Source organism: Ketobacter alkanivorans (assembly GCF_002863865.1).
Classification (GTDB): domain Bacteria; phylum Pseudomonadota; class Gammaproteobacteria; order Pseudomonadales; family Ketobacteraceae; genus Ketobacter; species Ketobacter alkanivorans.
The window spans coordinates 263,141-283,799 of record NZ_CP022684.1; the positions used below are offsets into that span (position 1 = coordinate 263,141).

Consider the following 20,659-nt stretch of genomic DNA (forward strand, 5'->3'; position numbering starts at 1 on the left):
TACAGTGAAGTTCAGCTAAGAAAGGGCTTCCAACTCCGTTCAAAACTCATGTTTTAGCAAGTTAACCATTCGGAGCGGTCATACCAGAACATTCCGTAATGTTTCTCGCTGCAAACCCGAGCAGGATGCAAGCAAACATATGACGACTGAACAAATCGATCTAAAAATGAGGAAGATTCCGCGCCAAGCTCGCTCTAAGGCTTCTGTTGATGCGATCATTCAAGCCTGCAGACGAATACTGGTAAAGCGGGGATACGAAGCCCTCACCACTAATGAAATAGCACGTGTGGCTGGTGTCAGCGTAGGGTCATTGTACGAGTATTTTCCAGGAAAAGAGGCTGTGGTTGCCGCCATGGTAAGGGATATGGCAGACCGCTATTTCCAGACACTCAAATCTGAGATAACGGCTAAACACAATAACAGTTATGAAAACGCCATGCGCCACTGGGTTGGATTACTTTTCAACTTAGTTCAGGAAAACAAACGGCTGGTACAGGTATTGGTATTTGATGTGCCTTACAGTTTTAAAATTATTCCTTTTGATACAATTACAACCGAGTTTTTCAATATCGTGATGAAAGGAGCAGCCCGTTCACAGAATCAGTATAAGTTAGAAGTGACCCCAGAGATATTGTATCTTATCTCTACGACCACAGCAGGCACGCTCACAGGCCTTGTCTTTGCTCCATCGCCTTATGTTGATAAAGAAAGGGTTCTGGATCAGCTCGCAAACAAAATAGCAGCATGGATGACCCAATAATCCTGTCTAAGCAAGACGTGCAGGACGCTTTCTACCAATGTTAATCGCAGCATCAAAAAATAATCTTTATCTAACCAGGCTGGGCCTGCCGATCATTTGCTGGTTCAGCCTCTCCAGCATACGATCCCGTTTCGTATTGCCATTAATCCGCAAAATGGCTTCGTGATACGCAGGTACGTTGGCCAATTTTCTCGGCAACAGTTTGTTGATCACTTTCAAAAAACGCTGAACACGCTTGGCAGTTCTCATATTGTTGGGCGTGGCTTGAGGTTGATCCAGCATCACTTGAATTGATTGAGGCAGTGATACGCACAAAAACGTCCATACAGGGGATCGTATGGGTCGTGGCAGGGTGTTTTCCAGAAAACTTCTTATAGCGAACCCAGCATCGGTTCTACCCAGTGTGTCCGATTGGCTCACCATAGCAATATAGTCCTCCACTTCCTGCCAGGTTTGCGGATGCATGTCTTCAGGGATACCAAAGCAAAACGCGTAACGAATGGCTTCCTGACAGAACTGATCCAGCTGCTGTGGCGTCAAAGGCTTTATCAATGCCTGATATAATTTCACTCGGCTGTAGAAGGCCGTTACATGCACCCAAAGCAATGCATTAACTTCATTTGCCTGATAGTGATTGCCTGTCAGATGACGACCAGCGGGCTGAGACAACTCACCTTGCACCCGGCTATGCACCTTGAATAGAGCTTTGGCTTTGTTCTGCACCATATTCAAATCGCCGTAGATGAGGGACCACAAATAAGTATAGGTCAGCTGGGCGCGCTGCTTGGGATCGGACATAATTTTGGAATGTTCAAATACAGCAGTGGCGATCCATGGGTGGCACAGCTGCATCTGCACCGATTGAACGGCACCAAGGAAGTAAACCAGCGTATGGCGATTCACCTCCCAAAAAACGGAATCCGGACCAAACAATCCAACCTTGGGATCTCTCACAAATCCGGCAATACCATTTAAAAAAGGGCTGATTTCTTCTTCGGAAAGATAGGAAGGCGCAATTACTTCATTGTTATCGTGTGGAGTCTGCATACTTCAGGATCCTTGTTTTTGTACTAGGTTGGGATCTTAAATGGAAAGCACATGATAATCCGAGCTAAAAGGCCGATAAACTCGGATATAAAACAAGCTTCACCCACCCTTCTATCTCCTAGTAAATAATTGATATTATTGATCTTTTCCAGCTTCAGTCAATGTCGGGCCGACACCACCAAACGCCTGTTTACAGTCTTCGTTCGGGTTTTCTCAGCCAACTATTTCAGCTGATTGAAAGGAGTATCTCGATCATTGCTTGGCTCAAGCGGCAAACACATTCATATACCAACCTGATAGGGTACATTAGGCACAGGCTGTATCTTACTCAGATATCCGCCCATTCTAAGATTTACTTCACTCTATACTTTCCTACAAAAGCTTTATCACAATAGTCGCAAATAGATGGTAAGCTCAGGCATGGTTCCACCATCGAGATGTTGCCAGTGAACGGAGTCACTATGCTAGAAACGATCAAGCTCCAAACTGTGGAAGTGTTCAATACCGTAGTGGCACTATTGCCGACTTTCGCAGGTGCATTAGCATTGTTGTTACTTGGTTGGATTCTCGCCAGGTTCTTAAAATTGTTGACAATTCGGCTTACCGGTTCGCTCAATAACCTACTAGCGCGGCGTTTTTACGGCTCTACGTTAGAGTTCGCGCGTCTCTCCCCTTCTTTACAACGCATCCTAAGTTCCGTGGTTTTTTGGGCGACAAATATCGTTTTTGTTGCAGTGGCGGTTCGAGTGGCGGGATTCACTGGCGCAGCGGTATGGCTTGAGCGGGTAGTTGTCTATTTGCCTTCACTGATCGGTGGTGGCCTTATTATTGTTGGCGGCGTTGTTGTTGGTGGCGTTACCCGAAAATTCATCAATCATGCGGCTCTAGCGGCAGAAATTGATAACGCGGAGCTATTGGGTCGTTTTTCCCAGTTCACTTTTGTCATTGTTGGGTTGGTTATAGGGCTGGGTCAGATAGGGGTAGATGTCACGCTCCTCATTCTGCTGTTTGGCATCGTGCTTGCCGCAATATTGACAGGGTTCTCCTTAGCGTTTGGCCTGGGTGCGAAGTCGATGGTTGAGAACCTCATTGCTAATCAACATATGAAGTTAATGATAAAGCCGGGCCAGCAGATAGTTTGTGGTTCCGTGCAAGGTCGAGTGCTTGAGTTTACGCCTACTTGCGTGGTACTTGAAACCATCGAAGGGCGCACATTGATCCCGGCAAAATTATGCATGGACCAAACGCTGGATATCATCATTACCGAGGTGAAGGATGAGCACAACAAATCCATTCAGCCTTGATTTTTTGTTACAGAAGCCTGGTAAAGCGGCGAGAGTGATTCAAACGCTTGATTCTCGTCAGGCTGCCCTTTATCTTTCAACCGTTCCCGTACGGGTGCTTGCTCCGGTCATCGAACGTATAGAAAGCTGGCCCGCAGCTAGAATTATTGAACTGATGCCGACCGAACAAAGCAGTGCCGTTCTGTGTAAGGTTAAATTTCCCGCCGCGGCCGCTGTGTTGAGATTAGTGGATGATTCAACGCGCAATGCCCTGCTAACAAATTTGCCAACACAGTTGACTCGCACTCTTAGCCGTTCGCTAAACTACCCTGACGACACTGTTGGTGCTTGGATGGATAGGTCTGCACCTCATTTTTCGCGGGATTTGTCGGTAGCTGAATGTGTTGCGTTACTCAGGCAATTAAACCAGACATTTGAACTTGTTGTCGCTGTAGATGACAATCATGGAATCGATGGAATCATCCCGGTCAGCGCGCTGCTCATCAGTGAACCATCCCGAACGCTTAGAGAGTTGGCTGATCGTCAATGTGCTCCTTTAGTTGCGCAAGCCCGTTTGGCGAAAGTGAAAGATGTAGAGGAGTGGCAACGTTTTAATACTCTACCGGTAAGAGGTCGCAACGGTTCTTTTCTTGGTACCTTGAGTCGTCAAACACTTTACCATGCACTGGATAAGGACAGCCCTGCTCCATCTGTGCCGCTGCGCGACTCTTTGCTTGCGCATTTGAGCAGAGCAATGATGGCCAGCGTTTCAGGTTTGTTGTCGATTTTAGTCAATAAACGAGGAAGAGTGAGCCTAGGTGGGGATGATAATAATGAACTCAACCACTGAAACTGAGGTATTAATCGATGCGGTCGATGACATATTGACGCATCGTTTTCTGCTCGATTACCCCAGAGACGCTGCGCAGATTATTGAAGAGTCAGACGTAACTGCTGTTGCGGATGTATTAAGTAATCAAGATATCTATGTTCAGCTTCCAGCGTGGCAGCAATTGGTTCCCCACGCAGCATCACGGTTGCTTGATGCAATGCCTGTGGATGTCTGCCAGAAAATACTTACCGAATTACCGCCACATTATACAGTGAAAGTGCTGGGGCAGTTCGATGAGGCGCGTCAGCAGGAGTTCTTGAACCTTTTGAGCCCTGGAATTCAAAAGGAGTTGAATGATCTAATGAGCTACCCGAATGAGTGCGCGGGCAGGCTTATGGATACTCGTATTACGCATTTTCGCGGTGATATGACGGCCGAAAAAACCTTATCAATTTTACGTAACTCGAAATTGAAAACGGCAAGAGCGCTGTTCTTGGTGGATAATGATGGCCGTCTTACAAGTAAAGTGCATTTGCAGGATGTTGCTGTTGCTGATCCGAATACTCCACTGCATACGCTAGCGCAGCCCATTGTAACTGCAGTGCAAAGCATGGCTCCCAATGAAGAAGTCACAGAACTATTTGAAAGCCAGCAGCTGTTAGACTTGCCAGTAGTTGATCTTGATAACCATCTTTTAGGAATCATCTATCACGCTAATCTTTTAAAGGCATCACAGCAAGAGCTTTCATCTGATCTGTTAGCAATGGTTGGTGCCAGCAGGGAAGAAAGGGCTCTGTCTACGCCTTTTTTCGCGGTAAAGAAAAGGATGCCTTGGTTACAGATTAATTTAATCACGGCATTTATGGCTGCTTCTGTAGTAGGAATCTTCGAGAACACGATTGCTCAGTTTACTGCATTGGCTGTGTTGCTTCCGGTGGTTGCCGGCCAATCCGGTAATGCTGGTGCTCAGGCGTTAGCGGTTACCATGCGAGGCCTTGCGCTACGTGAAATCACTATTCGCCAGTGGGGTTTAGTGATGTGGAAAGAAGTAAGCACTGGATTGATGAACGGGCTTTGCATAGCGCTTACTTGCGGAATCGGTGTTTATGTTTGGAGTCAATCATTAGGATTGGTAATTGTAATTTGTTCATCCATGATTCTTGCAATGATTGCGGCGGGATTTGCAGGAGCCTTGGTGCCTATAATGCTAGTGAGGCTTGGGCAGGATCCTGCACAAGCCTCTTCGATCATACTGACTACAGTAACGGATATCGCGGGTTTTTTCGCCTTTTTAGGCATTGCCACGTTGCTGTCTGGAATGCTTTAGGCATCTTCTGGGCCAGTGTCCTCAGGCAGATGAGCAGGCAAATCTGCTATATCAGGTCGGCGACGACGACGTGTTTTTGCAGGCACCAGCTCGCGCATGGATTCAAGTTTACCAAAACAGAGTAATTTGTCTTTAGCTTCCAATGCGCGCTCTGGCTTTGGATTCGGGATGGTTTTCGCGCCCCGGTAGAGCGTGAGCACGTTAATGTCCTGCTCACGCAGTTTGGTATCTTGAATGCTGGTGCCTACGAATTTCGATCCGTCTGGTATATAGATTTCACTTACTCCGTAGCCTTTGCTTACTGTGAGTCTTTGTCGAACATCAATTTCGGGGAAGTCTACTTGGGCCGCAATGTATTCTATAACTGCGCCCGCAACGTCCAAGCCAGTGCACTTTTCGATGCCTTCCAATCCAGGCGATGAATTGACTTCCATGATCTGAGGGCCGGTTTTACCTTCCAGCATATCTACGCCGGCTACCCTTAGGCCCATAATTTGCGCTGCGCGAACAGCTGTTTCGATATACTCATCTGGCAGGTCAACCGCTTCGGCAACGCCGCCACGATGAACGTTACTGCGAAATTCCTGGCCTTGGGCAACGCGTCTCATGGCTGCAACAACTCGATCACCAACTACAAAAGCTCTTATATCCTTACCTTTGCTTTCCGCCACAAACTTCTGAATAAGCACGTTTTGCTTTTGGCTTTGCAATAATTCGATAATGGATTCTGCCGCTTTAACCGATTCTGCCAAAAGAACGCCGATGCCCTGAGTACCTTCGATCAATTTAATGATGACCGGTGCCCCGCCTACTCGCTCAATGGCAGGCAAAACATCCCGTTTATCTCGGACAAATGTTGTGCGTGGAATGCCGATATGATGCCGACTTAAAATCTGCAGGCTGCGAAGTTTATCGCGAGAATTACTGATGCCATGGGCTGTATTAGCACAGAACACATCCATTTCTTGGAATTGCCTTACAACGGCTGTTCCATAGTAGGTTATGGAAGCACCGATACGGGGTAATACAGCATCGTAGTCATCCAGGGGCTTTTGGCGATAATAAAGATCAGGCACACCTCGCTGGAGATCAATGGCAAATTTCAACGTATTGAGCACTTTCACATCGTGGCCACGTTGTAGAGCGGCCTCTTTAAATCGAATAGTGCTGTATGCGTTTGGCCCGCAGGACAATATGGCAAGTTTCATTAATCTATGCTCCTAGCTTTTAATTATTTTTCGACAAAAGAAATTCATCACCTGGATCAACCAATATTCGACCGTTCATGGCTTCTCTACCCAACAGCATCAGGTTGGTCATTGTCGAGCGATCCGTTAAGGTTAGCTTAATCTTCCAGACTTTTCCGCCAAGCTGAATGTCAGTTCTGATCACTACACGCTTTTCTTTGTCTGCGGATGAACTCTTAACTATTTTTTTACCCTTTAAGGGGGCAGTGGTCGTCACGATTCTATCGACATTGTGAACGTCCGGGTGGATGTCAAACTTAACCCAAGCCTTGCCATCTTTCTCAAATTCTTCAATATTATCCACATGCAAAGACGACGTAGCTGCTCCTGTATCTACTCTCATTTGTAGATCCGTTAGGCCAAGTTCGGGTAGATCGCAGCATTCCAGCGCACCTACTACCATTTTATTTGCTTTCTTTTTCATGCTGTTGTGACCTGATAAATATAGATATGGTGACATCTTGCCATACTGCGGATTGTTTAGAAACTTTGCCCGTGCACTATGGTTTGATGTCCAGTCTGTTCTCGCCATTAATCAGTGTGATGCTAACAACCTTGTTGAAATCGATTGCCTCATAGCGATTCCAGTTAGTATTAGATCGTTGTATTACTAAAGTTACGCCCTTTTCACTATCATTCTCAGCCATCCTCGTCTGATGGCTTTTTACTTCATCACAAAAATATACATTGCACACATCTGAACGCATCGCTTTGGGGAGTGCGCAGCCGGATTCTGTTTGATTGATGCAGGAATGATCGATGCTGTGATCAGGAATGTGGGAAAGATAGCTGTTCAGTATTGATTGGGCCGTTAGATCTGGGTCTTTATCCATTAGCCGCCTGATGGTTACCGCGCTGATAAAACCGTGGTCTCCACCGGTTGAGCAACAACCGCCTTTGCATAGTCCGCATAGTGTATCGGAGGCAGCACTGATATGGGGATGAGACTGCAAGAACTCGTCTTGTTGTTTTAAGCGTTCGTGGGCATCGTAGTGCTGATCTCTAACGGCATCATCCGCGTTGCTGTACTGAACGGCCTCCTCTATGGTTTCTTCCAAGTGCTTTTGATACTGGGCTTTTCGTGCAGAGGATAGCGGCACTGTATGTGCCAGGCCCGTGGGTATCATAACCAGTTTGATTTGTTCAGGTGGGATGGATTTATCTGTGTTGATATAGGCATCCAATATCTTCTGATTATCGAGGGCTTCGTGGGCATCAATACTGTCGGCATGACGTTTGTCATGCTCTTCTTTAGCTTTTCGTTCTAATATTAACTTTTTCCGAAACTCAAAATGTGGTTTATACAATGTAGGATTCATTGTGAATCGTTGATTGTAAAGCTGTTTGCACTCGAAGTTCTGACATACGGTACTGGCATGATTGAAGTCAGTTTGATGGGTGATCTCACAGCAACAGACTTCACACTGTGCAGTCTGTCCAGACGGTTGGTTGGAAATATTGAAATTAACCATGCTTATCTGCTCTATCTTTGTCGAGTAACTAAGCGTTTACCTCATCTGGATCAATAACTTGGTGATTGATGAGAGCTAATCTCTAGGGGCATCGCGGTACAGCTGAAACGAGTATAAAACGGGTGGTTGCTAATGGAAAACAGATTTGTGCGAGTGATTGATTATCCTTTTCGAATATTCTTCCTCTCTGCTGGGTGTTGGGCCGTTTTGGTTATTCCATTGTGGGTGTTGGGTGTGACGGGAGCAGCGTCGCTGCCCACTGCCCTGCCCTTATTAAGTTGGCATCAGCACGAAATGTTATTTGGGTTTCTAAACCCGGCGATTGCTGGCTTTTTATTGACGGCGGTTTGTGTCTGGACAGGCACAGATCGGACCCACGGCACACCTCTGTTGATATTGTGGCTGCTATGGTTGTGCGGTCGGCTGGTGATGCTGTTCGATCTGGGGCTGCCTCCATTTGTGGTGGTGGCCATAAATTTACTGTTCTTGCCCATGGTGATTCTGGATGCCGGGCGCCGTGTATGGCAGGTTCGCCAAAGACGACAGTATGTCCTATTGGGTGCACTAGCGATGGTGTGGGCGGCAGAATGCGGCTTGTTGTTGTTCCCTATGGGTGGTTTCGATAAAAGTGCCATGATCATTATTTTTGCCGTTATGGCGGTGATTGGTGGCAGAATCACGCCTGGATTTTCTGCTGGCTGGTTGCGTCAGCGGGGTGGTAATGCCGATGCCGTGTACAGCAGCACGGTGCTGGATCTTATTGCGTTGATCGCTACTTTGGCGCTGGGCGTGTTGTTGCTTACGCCTTGGGATCTTGTCATTTTGGTCTGTGCGGTTGCCTGTGGCTTGCTGCATCTGGTCAGAATTGTGTTATGGCGCGGCTGGCTGGTAAGGAGCGAGCCACTGTTGTGGATATTGCATCTGGCATTACTTTGGATTCCCATTTCGTTGTTTATGTTGGCACTGGGTATTGCTGGATGGATACCGGCAAACTTGTGGCTACATGGTGGCGGCATCGGCGCCATAGCCACACTAATACTGGGGGTTATGTCCCGCGTGTCTCTTGGCCATACTGGTCGTCCACTGGTGCTGCCTCAGGGGATGGTTTCTGCCTTTGTGCTCATTCAGTTGTGCGTTTTGGTTAGGATTGTGACTGGGCTGGGCGCTGTCGATTGGCGCCTGGGCATTAGCATTACGGCGTTGTTATGGGTGATTCCATTTGCGTTATTTGTGTGGCGATACGCTTCGGTTCTGACTTCTGCCAGGGCCGATGGCAAACCGGGCTGATGTTGTCGTTACATTGATAGTAATCAATAAGTTGGTTTTGGGTTGATATAACCTATGAGTAACATTTAGGAGGAGTTTTCATGACGATTGATCTTCAGGCGAAGAAGGCCGAGTTATTGAGTAAAAGAGAGGAGCTATTGAATCGGCTGGATGCGATTAAAAAGGATTACGCCAATGGCCTGTCGGCCGATTCTGAGGAGCAGGCTTTACAGCTTGAAAACGCTGAGGTTCTGGCTGAGATAAGCCGGGTAACCAATGAGGACTTGCAGAAGGTAACGCAGGCAATCGAGCGTATCGAACATGAGCTTGCTCAATAAGGCTCCTCAACTGGGTTAATGCTGATCTATTTTGTATCCCAGCAGGTTCACCTCTTGAGCCTGCTGTACAGTGGTACCAATGGCGATCTTGCCAGTACCGTGCAGAGCCGCTTCCCTTCGATGGAGTCTGATTGAGGTTCCATCGCCCTCGCGCTTGCCACGTTGGGCTTCTACGTAGGTTCCGTTTGTGCTGTGATCGGTCAGAATAGCTTCACCCCAGCGAAATTCAATGCGCGCATGAGTCCGCGAAGCTAGCGCACTGTCGATTACGAGATCGCAGTGGGTTTCCCGTCCGATGATGAATGCCCCCTGCCCGGCTGCTAATTCATACACTTTACCCCGATAATAAATTTGCAAACTCAGTGGTTGGCTTTCTAATTGGGTGAGCTGAGTCATCTGTGTGGCATTGATCATGGACGTGGAGTCTTCACGGTCCCACACGATTTCCTGCACTCGAATGGGCTTTGATTTGCCTTTGACTCGAGCGGTCTGATAGGGGCGCAACTGAAATTCCTGCTGCGTAGCTAATCCGGATACGGTGGTATCTGTGGCTATAATTCGACCTGATTCGCACAGCGCAGCCACCCGTGCAGCCACGTTCACGGTGTCGCCGAATGGGTGCCCTTCGTCATATTCAATGGGGCCGTAATGGAATCCAATGCGAATTTTAATAAAGTGATCGTGAGCAACGGGGGTTTGAAAGAAATGCTGCTGCATATCGATAGCGGCCAATGCAGCGTCTTCTATTTTAGCAAACATGATCATCGCCTCGTCACCAATGGTTTCAACCAAATGGCCGTTATGTTGAGAGGCGTGGTGGACAATGCGGTTCAGGCTTTCGCTGATGCAATCATGGGCATCGGTATCACCCAGGTTCTCGTAGAGCTGGGTACTGCCTGAAACATCAGCAAACATGATGACAATGTGATCTGGCAGATCTTGATTCAAGTGATTGGCCCACAGCAATGGATGTACGGTATGATTCTAAGTATACAAAACATTCGAGCCCTGTAAAAAAACACTATGAATAGATTTAAAGCGTTAGAAAAAAGTGAGGTTGGATTTCGGACACCTTTGGATGAAATGATGCGCCATATCAAGTTCAACGATCAAGGGTTGATTCCAGCGGTGGCGCAACAATTCGACACCAAGGAAGTGTTGATGATGGCCTGGATGAATAGAGATGCGTTACAAGAGACCCTTGATACGGGGCGTGTGTGCTATTGGTCGCGGTCCCGAGGCGGCTTGTGGCGCAAAGGTGAAAGCAGCGGGCAGATTCAACTGTTGAAGACGCTGGCTTTGGATTGCGATGGCGATACTGTTTTGATGCAGGTAGATCAGAAGGGGCCGGCTTGTCATACCGGTCGACGAAGTTGTTTCTTTTACCAGGTGGATGGCAGTGAGATCACTGTTAACGCCGATGTGTTGATTTCCCCGGATGAGCTGTACAAAAAATAAGCTTATGTCGATCTACATGTCGATAAAAAAGGGGAGCAATCATGCTCCCCTTCTCTTTTCCTGTTGCGCTTACTGCTGATCAGGTATGGTTTTCAGCCAGATAGAACCATGTATCCAACACTGAATCAGGATTCAGAGATACGCTGTTGATACCAATATCCATCAGCCAACGCGCCAGATCAGGATGATCGGATGGGCCCTGGCCACAAATCCCCACATATTTATCGGCCTTGATACAGGCCTCTATGGCTTTCTGCAGCAACGCTTTTACTGCCGGATCACGCTCATCAAACAAGTGGGAGACAATGCCAGAGTCACGATCCAGGCCCAGCGTTAGCTGTGTCAGGTCGTTCGAGCCGATGGAGAAGCCATCGAAATGCTCCAGAAACTGCTCAGCCAGCAATGCATTGGTGGGCAGTTCGCACATCATGATGACGCGCAATCCGTTCTCACCGCGTTTGAGGCCGTTTTCTTCCAGCAGTTTAATGACCTGTTCGGCTTCACCCACTGTGCGTACGAAGGGCACCATCAGTTCGACGTTATCCAGCCCCATTTCTTCACGCACTTTTTTCATGGCACGACATTCAAGCTCGAAGCAATCGCGGAAGCTTTCGGAAATGTAACGGGATGCACCGCGGAAGCCCAGCATGGGGTTTTCTTCTTCCGGCTCGTACAATTTGCCGCCAATCAGGTTGGCATACTCGTTGGATTTAAAGTCCGAAAGACGCACGATGACTTTCTTGGGATAGAAAGACGCGGCCAACGTGGAAACACCTTCAACCAGCTTTTCGATATAGAACTCAACCGGCCCGGCATAGCCTGAAGTACGGCGTTGCACGGCTTGCTTCACATCTTTTGGCAGTGTTTCATAGTTCAGCAGTGCTTTCGGGTGCACACCGATCATACGATTGATGATGAATTCCAGTCGGGCCAAGCCGATACCGGCGTTTGGCAGAGCCTGGAAGTCAAAGGCACGATCAGGATTGCCCACGTTCATCATGATCTTGAACGGTAGGTCTGGCATGGATTCAATGGAATTCTTCTGAACATCGAACACCAGTTTACCGTCATACACCAAACCGGTATCACCTTCAGCGCAGGATACAGTAACTTCCTGGCCTTCTTGCAGAATGTCTGTGGCATCACCACAGCCCACTACCGCTGGGATACCAAGCTCACGGGCGATGATGGCCGCGTGACAGGTACGGCCACCACGATTGGTGACGATGGCTGAAGCACGCTTCATGATCGGCTCCCAGTCGGGGTCGGTCATGTCTGTTACCAACACATCGCCAGGCAGAACTTTGTCCATCTCACGCAGGCTGGTAACCAGTTTCACACTACCGCTGCCAATTCGGTGCCCGATGGAGCGGCCTTCCACCACAACCTTGCCAGTTTCTTTCAGCAGGTAGCGCTCCATCACGTTGGTCTGACGGCTTTTTACTGTCTCAGGGCGAGCCTGAACGATGTACAGCTTGCCGTCATCACCGTCACGTGCCCATTCCACATCAACCGGGTGGTCATAGTGCTTTTCGATGATCATGCACTGTTTAGCCAGCGCTTGAACTTCGTCATCGGTAATAGAAAAACGCTGACGATCTTCTTTTTCCACATCCACCGTTTCAACGGACTTGGTGGTGGTGTTTGCGCTGCCGTAAATCATTTTTACCGCTTTGCTACCCAGGTTTCGGCGCAGGATCGAAGGTCTACCCGCTGCCAGCGTGGGTTTGTGTACATAGAATTCATCAGGGTTAACCTGGCCTTGCACAACGGTTTCACCCAGCCCGTAGGCTGCAGTGATGAACACAACGTCGCGGAAACCGGACTCGGTATCCAGTGAGAACATGACGCCGCTGGAGCCGGTTTCGCTGCGCACCATGCGTTGAATGCCTGCAGACAGGGCAACATGGCGATGCTCGAAGCCTTGGTGTACTCGATAGGAAATAGCGCGATCGTTGTACAGTGATGCAAATACTTCTTTTACCGCATGGAGAACGTTATCGACACCATGGATGTTGAGGAAGGTTTCCTGCTGGCCTGCAAATGATGCATCAGGAAGATCTTCTGCTGTGGCGGATGAGCGAATCGCCACAGACATGTGCTCATTGCCGTCTTGCAATTTGGAATAAGCTTCCTTGATGGCGCTTTCCAGTGCGGGCTGCAATGGCGTGTTAATGATGGATTCGCGAATCTCTTTACCGACTTCGGCAAGCTGGTTCACGTCATTAACATCGAGCTTGTCGAGGGCATCGTTGATCTTTTTATTAAGTCCGCTTTGCTCCAGGAACTCGCGGTAGGCTTGGGCTGTGGTGGCAAAGCCACCCGGTACAGATACACCCGCACCAGACAGGTTACTGATCATTTCACCGAGAGAGGCGTTTTTACCACCTACTTTCTCGACATCGTTCTTGGACAGTTCCTGGAACCAGATTACATAATCGCTCAAGGTCGTTCTCCCTACCTTGTAAAATGTGGAATCTAGGCACTTTTGGTGCCTGGCCTAAAACAAGCACAGTACAGTGCCCGCTCCGTTAGCGCGACCGGTCGTTCGCTGCCGAAATGAGCAGGAATAATGTACTGAGAAGGTACTCTCAGCCATTAGCAGCCGCGCGGCGTTTCTTTTTGAGACGCAAGATTCTACTAAAAAAGGCAATAAATTACTCGTTCTAAATGGGGTTTCACGTTAAATTATTGCGACGATTTTGCCAAGCCCAGGAAGCACTTATGAAGCGTACGGTATTTTTTATTTCAGATGGCACAGGGATTACAGCAGAGACCCTCGGGCACTCTCTCCTGGCCCAGTTTGATACCGTCGATTTCGATCAAATTACCATTCCTTATGTGAAGGATGAGGAAAAGGTGCGGGATGCTGTGTCCCGAATTAATAAGGCAGCCATGTCGGACGATATGCCACCTTTGGTGTTCAGCACGGTCATTAACGACGATATTCGCGTCATGCTGAGCCAAAGCAAGGCATTCATGCTGGATATCTTCTCCAGCTTTCTGAAGCCGCTTGAAGGCGCGCTAGGGGCTGAATCCTCGTATTCTGTGGGTAAATCGCACTCTATAGTGGATGATCAGAGCTACAAGGTGAGAATTGACTCGGTTCACTATGCTTTAGACAACGACGACGGTGCCCGAACCCGGCATTATGATATGGCCGATGTGATTTTGATTGGTGTGTCCCGCAGTGGTAAAACGCCGACCTGTCTGTATCTGGCCCTGCAGTTCGGCATTAAGGCGGCCAATTATCCGCTAACCGAAGACGATCTGGATGACCTTAATTTACCCAAGGCGTTGCGCGAGCATCGCAGCAAGCTGTTTGGCCTGAGCATCGAGCCCGAGCGCCTTGCTGCCATCCGCACCGAACGCAAACCTAATAGTCGTTACGCCTCGATCAACCAATGTGAAAGCGAAGTTCGCGGTGCCGAGGCTATCTTTAACCGGTTTGGAATCCCCTACGTAAACAGTACCCACGCTTCTATTGAAGAGATTTCCACGAAGGTAATTGAAGCAGCTGGCATCAAGCGTAGATTAGCTTAAAATCAATTACTTAAAGATCATACCTGAAGCTGATTCTATATAATGAAACCTGATAGAGCGCTGTTGTTTTGCGAACTACCCTACGGAAATTCACTGGATCGCTTTGCGCAAATACGTCCATTGGGGCATGCAGTACTACTGGATAGTGGCGACAGTTACCAGGATCATATTGACGTCTACACTGCTGCGCCAGTGCGCACTTGTGTGTTGAATGCACAAAATCAGGATCTACCACAAGCCCTATCGGACTTACGCCACCAACTGAAGGCTTACGAGGTTAAGGCGCGTCCAAACCATCCTGCCCCTGGTTGGTTTGGTGTCTGGAGCTATGATTTAGGTGAAATTACAGAATCCATTCGAATCAAGCGTGATGATTCAGACTTGCCGCTGCTGTGGATGGGGTTTTACCCTGCCCTGATTGTCAGCAATCATCGCACCAGGCAGACGCAGCTGGTCACATTAGAGGGCTTCGAAGCCCAGGGCGAACAATTGAAGGCGGCATACCTGTCTGCGACTCCCGAGCCGCCGCACGCCTCTCCAGCCGATATTGCATTCAGCCTTGTTGACGAGTTCGTCGGCGACATGCCACCGGCCGTGTACCGCCAACTGTTTTCTCAGGTGCAGGAATATATCTGCAGTGGAGATTGTTATCAGATCAATCTTGCGCAACGTTTTCAGGCGCCATTCACGGGTTCCCCTTGGCAGGCCTACCGCAAGCTGCGTCAACAGCAGACAGCCCCGATGGGTGGATACATCGAAACTGAGCAATGGGCGTTGTTGAGCCTTTCACCTGAGCGTTTCATTCGTTGTACCGACCGTTCGGTGGAAGCAAAGCCGATTAAGGGCACTCGACCACGCAGTGCCGATATGACGATGGATGCGCAGCTCAAATACGACTTGCAACACAGCGACAAGGATCGTGCTGAAAACCTGATGATCGTGGATTTGTTGCGTAACGATCTGGGGCGCACCTGCGAGATTGGCTCGGTGCGGGTTGATAAGCTTTTTGATATCGAAAGTTTCAGTGCGGTACATCATATGGTTAGCACCATTACTGGCACCTTAAAACCGGATCTGGATGTGTTGGATCTTCTGGTGGGTGCGTTTCCTGGTGGCTCTATCACTGGAGCCCCCAAACGTCGGGCTATGGAGGTGATCGAAGAGCTTGAACCCAACGGGCGTGGGCTTTATTGCGGCAGTTTATTGTATGTCGACGTGTGCGGCCGCATGGATTCGAGCATTCTGATTAGATCTTTGGTGGCGCGACAGGGAATGATCAGTTGCTCAGGCGGCGGCGGAGTCGTGGCTGACTCCACCTGTGATGCCGAGTATCAAGAGATCCAGGACAAGATTGGAAACCTTCTTAAGTCCCTTCAGTAATGCATTGAATTATAAGGCCAAATCCCTGTTGGAAGCCTTAATGAACTCCAGCTTCAGCTCTTCATAAGTATGAACCGCCGGGAACTGGGGAAACTCCTCAATCACATTCTTGGGGGCTTTAAACAGAATGCCGGCTTCTGCCTCACTCAGCATGGTCGTGTCGTTGTAAGAATCCCCTGCCGCTATGCAGCGGTAATTCAAGGAATGAAATGCTTTCACAGAGGAGCGTTTCGGGTCGGCCTGCCGTAGCTTGTAATCTACAATGCGACCGTCCTCAGCCACCTCAAGGCGATGACAGAACAGGGTCGGCCAGCGCAATTGGCGCATCAAAGGCTGCGCAAACTCGTAGAAAGTATCTGACAGAATGACTACCTGAAAGCGCTCCCGGAGCCAATCCACAAACTCCAGTGCACCGTCCATCGGCCCCAGGGAATCGATCACTTCCTGAATTTCATTCAACCCCAGTTTATGCTCGTTCAATATAGAAAGGCGCTGTTTCATCAGCACATCGTAATCGGGAATGTCGCGGGTGGTGGCTTTAAGTGCTTCTATACCGGTTTTCTCGGCAAAATTGATCCAAATTTCCGGTACCAGAACCCCTTCCAGGTCAAGACATGCAATTTCCACAACGTTCTCCAGTTAACGAGTTGATCTGAGGTTTTTCGCTGGCCGCAACTCTAGCGATATTCGAGTCCGCTTGCAATGTGCACTGATTGATACACAAGGGCACTTTCAGACGGTTTTTATATTCTATCCGGTTATATATCAGTTTCATTCTTATATTTCGGTCTGTTCACTTTCTTTGCTAGAATACGCGCCCTCCGAGAGGTATGACGAATCAAGAGCAGTGAGTAGAGAGGCAAGCATGAGTTTAACCCAAGCAGACGCGCAAGCATGGAACAGTGATCTGGAATCCAAGAGCCCCCAGGAAATTCTGGCAGCCGCTTTGGATAAGTTTGATGATAACCTGGCAATTTCCTTCAGCGGCGCTGAAGACGTTGTATTGGTTGATATGGCTGCCAAACTTGGCAAGCCGTTCCGTGTATTCACGCTGGATACCGGCCGCCTGCACCCGGAAACGTATCGTTTTCTGGAAAAGGTTCGAACTCACTACGGCATCAAGATCGAGGCAACCTTCCCTGAAGTGGCCCAGGTTGAAAAGCTGATCGAAGAGAAAGGCATGTTCAGCTTCTATCAGGATGATCACAAAGAGTGCTGTGCGATTCGCAAGGTTGGCCCTCTGCGCCGCAAACTGTCTACGTTGAGCGCATGGGTAACCGGCCAGCGCAAGGATCAAAGCCCTGGTACTCGTGTGGATATTCCTGTGATCCAGATTGATGGTGCATTCTCCACCGAATCCAATCAGTTGATTAAATTCAACCCTCTGGCAAACTGGAGTTCCGAGGAAGTGTGGGCCTACATCCGCACCAATGAAGTTCCTTATAATGAACTGCATGAAAAAGGTTTCACCAGTATCGGCTGTGAGCCATGCACGCGAGCAGTTCTGCCTAACCAGCATGAGCGTGAAGGTCGCTGGTGGTGGGAAGAAGCAACCGCCAAAGAGTGTGGCTTGCACGCCATTAATGTCGATAAAAAGTAGCGAGATAGAGCGATGAAAATTACTCTGGTTAAGAAAATTCTAGCGGATGGCTCACCCTGCAAGAAATGCGGGGAGGTAATCGGCCGACTGGAAGATTCAGGCCAAATCGATCGAATCAACGAAATTCTGGTGGCCGATGAGCGTGACCCTACAAGCGCCGGCATGTTATTGGCTGCTGAGCTGAACGTTGATCGTGCCCCCTTCTTTGTGGTGGATTATGATGATGGTCGCCAGAGTGTTTACACGGTTTACTTCAAGTTTGTGAAGGAAGTGCTGGATCAGCAGACAGAAGAGAAAGATGAATTAAAAGAAATCCTGCATAACAACCCGGATCTCGATTTTCTCTGATATCCGCCTTTGTTTTGGCAATAAAAAGGCCCTGTAGAAGTATATCTACAGGGCCTTTTTGCTGAGGAGCTGGTTAAAGGGTGGGCAGTTGAATATGGCTGAACAATTCGTCCAGTTCAGACCGGGTATGGCGATCCACTGCTTCATCCACGACTTCTTTGGTTAAATGTGGTGCAAACAATTCGATGAACTCATACATGAAGCCCCGCAGGAAGGTGCCGCGACGGAAACCAATCTTGGTTACGCTGGGCTCAAACAGGTGTGAAGCGTCCAGCGCCACCAGATCAGGATCGTTTACATCACAGGCCATTTTCGCCACGATTCCAACACCCAGTCCCAGTTTGACGTAGGTTTTGATCACATCAGCATCGGCCGCTGTGAAAACCACCTTCGGTGACAAACCTTTGTCCAAAAACGCATCGTCCAGTTTGGAGCGGCCAGTGAACCCAAAGGTATAGGTTACGATGGGCTGGCGAGATACTTCTTCGAGGGTGACCTTGGATGACTGCGCCAACGGATGGTTGCGCGGCACAATGATGGCCCGATTCCAGCTGTAGCAAGGCATCATGATCAGGTCACCGAACAGCTCCAATGCTTCTGTGGCGATAGCAAAATCCACTGTACCATCGGCAGCCATTTCAGAAATCTGAATTGGGGTGCCCTGGTGCATATGCAGGGAAACGTCGGGGTATTTATCGATAAAGGTTTCTATTACGCCAGGCAACGCATAACGAGCCTGAGTATGGGTTGTGGCCAGTGAGAGGCTGCCTTTGCTCTCGTCACTGAACTCCTGAGCCACCTGCTTTATACTGTCCACTTTACGCAGTATTTCGCCAGCGATTCTGAGAATGGCTTCCCCTGCGGGTGTAACACGAGTCAGGTGCTTGCCGCTTCTGGAGAAAATCTCTACCCCCAGTTCATCTTCCAACAAGCGGATCTGCTTACTGATTCCGGGTTGCGAAGTATATAGGCTTTGCGCGGTAACCGAGACGTTCAGATCGTGTCGCGCCACTTCCCAGATGTAACGCAATTGCTGAAGTTTCATTGATCTCCCTCCCCTTTCCTTTTGTTATTTGGCTTCGGGGTTATAACAATATGAAAATATATTCCTTTGCAGAATAGGACAGAATCGTTAAATTTACCAACCTCAAAACTTCAGATTGTTAAATAATTTTCTGTTATCGCCATTTCAACTTAGAAGAGATTGTCGGCATCGTCTATGGATATCGTAGTTTATATACTGGCGGGAGCCGCTGTTGGTTTTGCTGTAGGGGTTACCGGTGTTGGCGGTGGCTCATTAATGACCCCTCTTTTATTACTGTTCGGCTTTCCGCCTCATGTTGCCATCGGTACTGATCTTCTTTATGCCTCCATCACCAAATCGGGTGGCGTCTTTGTCCATAAACGTCAAGGCACCATACGCTGGAACATCGTATTTACACTGTTTGCCGGTAGCCTGCCTGCCAGTTTAGCAACCATTTATGTCCTGCATACCTACTTTCAGGATTCGGAATCTTACGGGCACGTGCTGACCTCCATGCTTGGAGTAATGCTTATACTCACTTCCATCGTGCTGTTGTTTCGTAAGAAGATAATTGCTGAGTCTCATGATCATGAGGCCACAGGCTTTCTGGCTCATTTGCAAAGGCACTCCCCCCGCTATACCTGGGTCATGGGAATTGCCTTGGGCATTATGGTTACTTTGTCTTCGGTAGGAGCCGGGGCATTTGGGGCTGCTATCTTGCTGCTGTTATACCCTCGTATGCCGTCCATACATGTGGTTGGCACTGATCTCGCCCACGCCGTTCCGTTAACGCTGGTGGCGGGTACAGGGCATTTACTGTTGGGAAATGTCGATTTTTATCTGCTGGGGTCGCTGTTGATTGGCTCACTGCCTGCTATTTATATAGGTACCAAAGTGGCTACCCGCCTTCCTGAGAAGTTTTTACAGCCCATGCTGGCAAGTATGTTGTTGTTATTGGGGGTTAAATACGCGTTTTTTTGAGGCGAGGCCGGGTTTGGCTCTCCCTCATCATAGTAGTAGGCACTAAATAGATTGGCACTTGAGACAACTGCAGCACTTTGGTTGCGACCGATCCTATCGCGGTGCTCCTGTTTGAGTGGCCGCCATGGGTGCCCATCACGATCAGATCGGCATCAATTTTCTCCGCTGTATCTAAAATCACTTGGCAGGCGTCACCGTCATAGACCTGCACATCACATATACACTCTGTAGACCCCTTGAAGTCAATAAAGTCCTCTTCGAACGCCTGCCTGACACGGGCTCTGATGGTGGTCATCACAGCCTCGTAACCATGGTGTTTCAACGCAGCCTTATCTTTCTGCGGCACATAGGTTTCCAACAACGCCCCTGCAAACACACTAACAGGCTCTACCGCATGCACCACGGTAACCTGGGCATTGTGCCTGCTCGCAAGCTCACACACATGCTCCAGAATGAAAGGGCCAAACAAGCCGAGATCGGCAGCATAGAGGATGTTATTTAACATTAATTAACAGAACTTCAACGGCGAAATGTATGTTTATTGACCATCTTTAGATCATAGCAGGTGACGTCGTTTTTGCCTGTTATGCGCACAGTAAATAATAAAGAAGGGGTAACTAAATTCGGTTAGGTGAGATGCAGTAAACGCAGACAATACTTCTGATCAAAATAGCGACTTACTGCTCATTCTGGAAATTACAAATTGGTTTAGTTTGAGATGCTTAACTACTTTTAAGGTACGAAAACGCCGCA

At 48.6% G+C, this 20,659-nt stretch carries 21 protein-coding genes and 1 pseudogene; 12 read left to right on the forward strand and 10 right to left on the reverse strand.

All coding sequences use genetic code 11. The features are described 5' to 3' along the window. The first annotated feature begins 139 nt into the window (after positions 1–139). On the forward strand, positions 140–760 hold the full coding sequence (locus tag Kalk_RS01200) for a TetR/AcrR family transcriptional regulator (protein WP_101892471.1): 621 nt from the start codon (positions 140–142) through the stop codon (positions 758–760). 66 nt (positions 761–826) lie between these two features. Here the strand turns inward: Kalk_RS01200 and Kalk_RS01205 are convergent, their stop codons facing one another. Beyond that, complete coding sequence (locus Kalk_RS01205; RefSeq protein ID WP_101892472.1) at positions 827–1,807, reverse strand: oxygenase MpaB family protein; 981 nt, start codon at positions 1,805–1,807, stop codon at positions 827–829. A gap of 461 nt (positions 1,808–2,268) precedes the next feature. On the opposite strand from Kalk_RS01205, the gene Kalk_RS01210 reads away from it, so the two are divergent. From Kalk_RS01210 to Kalk_RS01220, 3 genes are read left to right on the forward strand one after another with little or no spacing between them, the layout of a single operon-like run. Further along, positions 2,269–3,111 carry a mechanosensitive ion channel family protein gene (locus Kalk_RS01210; protein WP_101892473.1) on the forward strand — a complete coding sequence of 281 codons (843 nt, stop codon included), beginning with the start codon at positions 2,269–2,271 and terminating at the stop codon, positions 3,109–3,111. Beyond that, the gene (locus Kalk_RS01215) at positions 3,083–3,940 is read left to right on the forward strand and encodes a magnesium transporter MgtE N-terminal domain-containing protein (RefSeq protein ID WP_101892474.1); all 858 of its coding nucleotides are present in this window, start codon (positions 3,083–3,085) and stop codon (positions 3,938–3,940) included. Before Kalk_RS01210 ends, Kalk_RS01215 begins: the two co-directional genes overlap by 29 nt. After that, positions 3,924–5,249 carry a magnesium transporter gene (locus tag Kalk_RS01220; RefSeq protein WP_158643253.1) on the forward strand — a complete coding sequence of 442 codons (1,326 nt, stop codon included), beginning with the start codon at positions 3,924–3,926 and terminating at the stop codon, positions 5,247–5,249. The genes Kalk_RS01215 and Kalk_RS01220 overlap by 17 nt, the downstream gene beginning before the upstream one ends. Here Kalk_RS01220 and Kalk_RS21425 read toward each other — a convergent pair. The 4 genes and pseudogenes from Kalk_RS21425 to Kalk_RS01235 all read right to left on the reverse strand — a co-directional run bounded on the left by Kalk_RS21425 (position 5,246) and on the right by Kalk_RS01235 (position 7,815). Continuing rightward, positions 5,246–5,524 carry a TrkA C-terminal domain-containing protein gene (locus tag Kalk_RS21425; RefSeq protein WP_407656845.1) on the reverse strand — a complete coding sequence of 93 codons (279 nt, stop codon included), beginning with the start codon at positions 5,522–5,524 and terminating at the stop codon, positions 5,246–5,248. The genes Kalk_RS01220 and Kalk_RS21425 overlap by 4 nt on opposite strands. 9 nt (positions 5,525–5,533) lie before the next feature. Next, positions 5,534–6,457: pseudogene (locus Kalk_RS01225) on the reverse strand (ATP-grasp domain-containing protein); the annotation flags it as partial. A 19-nt stretch (positions 6,458–6,476) separates the two neighbouring features. After that, on the reverse strand, positions 6,477–6,920 hold the full coding sequence (locus Kalk_RS01230) for an ATP-dependent zinc protease family protein (RefSeq protein ID WP_101892477.1): 444 nt from the start codon (positions 6,918–6,920) through the stop codon (positions 6,477–6,479). Between the two features lie 76 nt (positions 6,921–6,996). After that, complete coding sequence (locus Kalk_RS01235) at positions 6,997–7,815, reverse strand: hypothetical protein (protein WP_158643254.1); 819 nt, start codon at positions 7,813–7,815, stop codon at positions 6,997–6,999. 285 nt (positions 7,816–8,100) lie between these two features. Here Kalk_RS01235 and Kalk_RS01240 point away from each other — a divergent pair, with 285 nt between their 5' ends. Both Kalk_RS01240 and Kalk_RS01245 read left to right on the forward strand, forming a co-directional pair. Then, positions 8,101–9,255: an NnrS family protein gene (locus Kalk_RS01240; RefSeq protein ID WP_101892479.1), complete on the forward strand. Its 1,155-nt coding sequence runs from the start codon at positions 8,101–8,103 to the stop codon at positions 9,253–9,255. Positions 9,256–9,335: 80 nt separating this feature from the next. Then, the gene (locus tag Kalk_RS01245; protein ID WP_101892480.1) at positions 9,336–9,572 is read left to right on the forward strand and encodes a hypothetical protein; all 237 of its coding nucleotides are present in this window, start codon (positions 9,336–9,338) and stop codon (positions 9,570–9,572) included. A gap of 15 nt (positions 9,573–9,587) precedes the next feature. On the opposite strand, the gene Kalk_RS01250 is transcribed toward Kalk_RS01245, so the two are convergent. Then, on the reverse strand, positions 9,588–10,520 hold the full coding sequence (locus Kalk_RS01250; RefSeq protein WP_158643255.1) for an adenylate/guanylate cyclase domain-containing protein: 933 nt from the start codon (positions 10,518–10,520) through the stop codon (positions 9,588–9,590). A 75-nt stretch (positions 10,521–10,595) separates the two neighbouring features. Between Kalk_RS01250 and hisI the strand changes: the two genes are divergently transcribed. Then, positions 10,596–11,030 carry a phosphoribosyl-AMP cyclohydrolase gene (hisI, locus tag Kalk_RS01255; protein WP_101892482.1) on the forward strand — a complete coding sequence of 145 codons (435 nt, stop codon included), beginning with the start codon at positions 10,596–10,598 and terminating at the stop codon, positions 11,028–11,030. A gap of 79 nt (positions 11,031–11,109) precedes the next feature. Here hisI and ppsA read toward each other — a convergent pair whose 3' ends face one another. After that, positions 11,110–13,476 carry a phosphoenolpyruvate synthase gene (gene ppsA / locus Kalk_RS01260; RefSeq protein WP_101892483.1) on the reverse strand — a complete coding sequence of 789 codons (2,367 nt, stop codon included), beginning with the start codon at positions 13,474–13,476 and terminating at the stop codon, positions 11,110–11,112. 278 nt (positions 13,477–13,754) lie between these two features. On the opposite strand from ppsA, the gene ppsR reads away from it, so the two are divergent. Beyond that, positions 13,755–14,573, forward strand: coding sequence for a posphoenolpyruvate synthetase regulatory kinase/phosphorylase PpsR (gene ppsR / locus Kalk_RS01265; RefSeq protein ID WP_101892484.1), 819 nt, complete (start codon positions 13,755–13,757; stop codon positions 14,571–14,573). Positions 14,574–14,615: 42 nt separating this feature from the next. Beyond that, positions 14,616–15,953, forward strand: a complete 1,338-nt coding sequence (gene pabB / locus Kalk_RS01270) for an aminodeoxychorismate synthase component I (protein ID WP_101892485.1) — start codon at positions 14,616–14,618, stop codon at positions 15,951–15,953. A gap of 9 nt (positions 15,954–15,962) precedes the next feature. Here the strand turns inward: pabB and thrH are convergent, their stop codons facing one another. Further along, on the reverse strand, positions 15,963–16,580 hold the full coding sequence (thrH, locus tag Kalk_RS01275) for a bifunctional phosphoserine phosphatase/homoserine phosphotransferase ThrH (protein ID WP_101892486.1): 618 nt from the start codon (positions 16,578–16,580) through the stop codon (positions 15,963–15,965). Positions 16,581–16,818: 238 nt separating this feature from the next. Here thrH and Kalk_RS01280 point away from each other — a divergent pair, with 238 nt between their 5' ends. Together Kalk_RS01280 and Kalk_RS01285 are read left to right on the forward strand one after the other, a co-directional pair. Further along, entirely contained in the window at positions 16,819–17,553 is a 735-nt protein-coding gene (locus Kalk_RS01280) for a phosphoadenylyl-sulfate reductase (RefSeq protein WP_101892487.1), read from the forward strand. Between the two features lie 12 nt (positions 17,554–17,565). After that, complete coding sequence (locus Kalk_RS01285; RefSeq protein ID WP_101892488.1) at positions 17,566–17,901, forward strand: hypothetical protein; 336 nt, start codon at positions 17,566–17,568, stop codon at positions 17,899–17,901. Between the two features lie 73 nt (positions 17,902–17,974). Here the strand turns inward: Kalk_RS01285 and cysB are convergent, their stop codons facing one another. Then, positions 17,975–18,946: an HTH-type transcriptional regulator CysB gene (cysB, locus tag Kalk_RS01290; protein ID WP_101892489.1), complete on the reverse strand. Its 972-nt coding sequence runs from the start codon at positions 18,944–18,946 to the stop codon at positions 17,975–17,977. A gap of 174 nt (positions 18,947–19,120) precedes the next feature. Between cysB and Kalk_RS01295 the strand changes: the two genes are divergently transcribed. Continuing rightward, positions 19,121–19,906 carry a sulfite exporter TauE/SafE family protein gene (locus tag Kalk_RS01295; protein ID WP_101892490.1) on the forward strand — a complete coding sequence of 262 codons (786 nt, stop codon included), beginning with the start codon at positions 19,121–19,123 and terminating at the stop codon, positions 19,904–19,906. On the opposite strand, the gene Kalk_RS01300 is transcribed toward Kalk_RS01295, so the two are convergent. Next, a complete protein-coding gene (locus tag Kalk_RS01300; protein WP_101892491.1) occupies positions 19,887–20,411 on the reverse strand; it encodes a universal stress protein in 525 nt (174 codons plus the stop codon). The two genes, Kalk_RS01295 and Kalk_RS01300, sit on opposite strands and share 20 nt — an antisense overlap. Positions 20,412–20,659 lie beyond the last annotated feature (248 nt).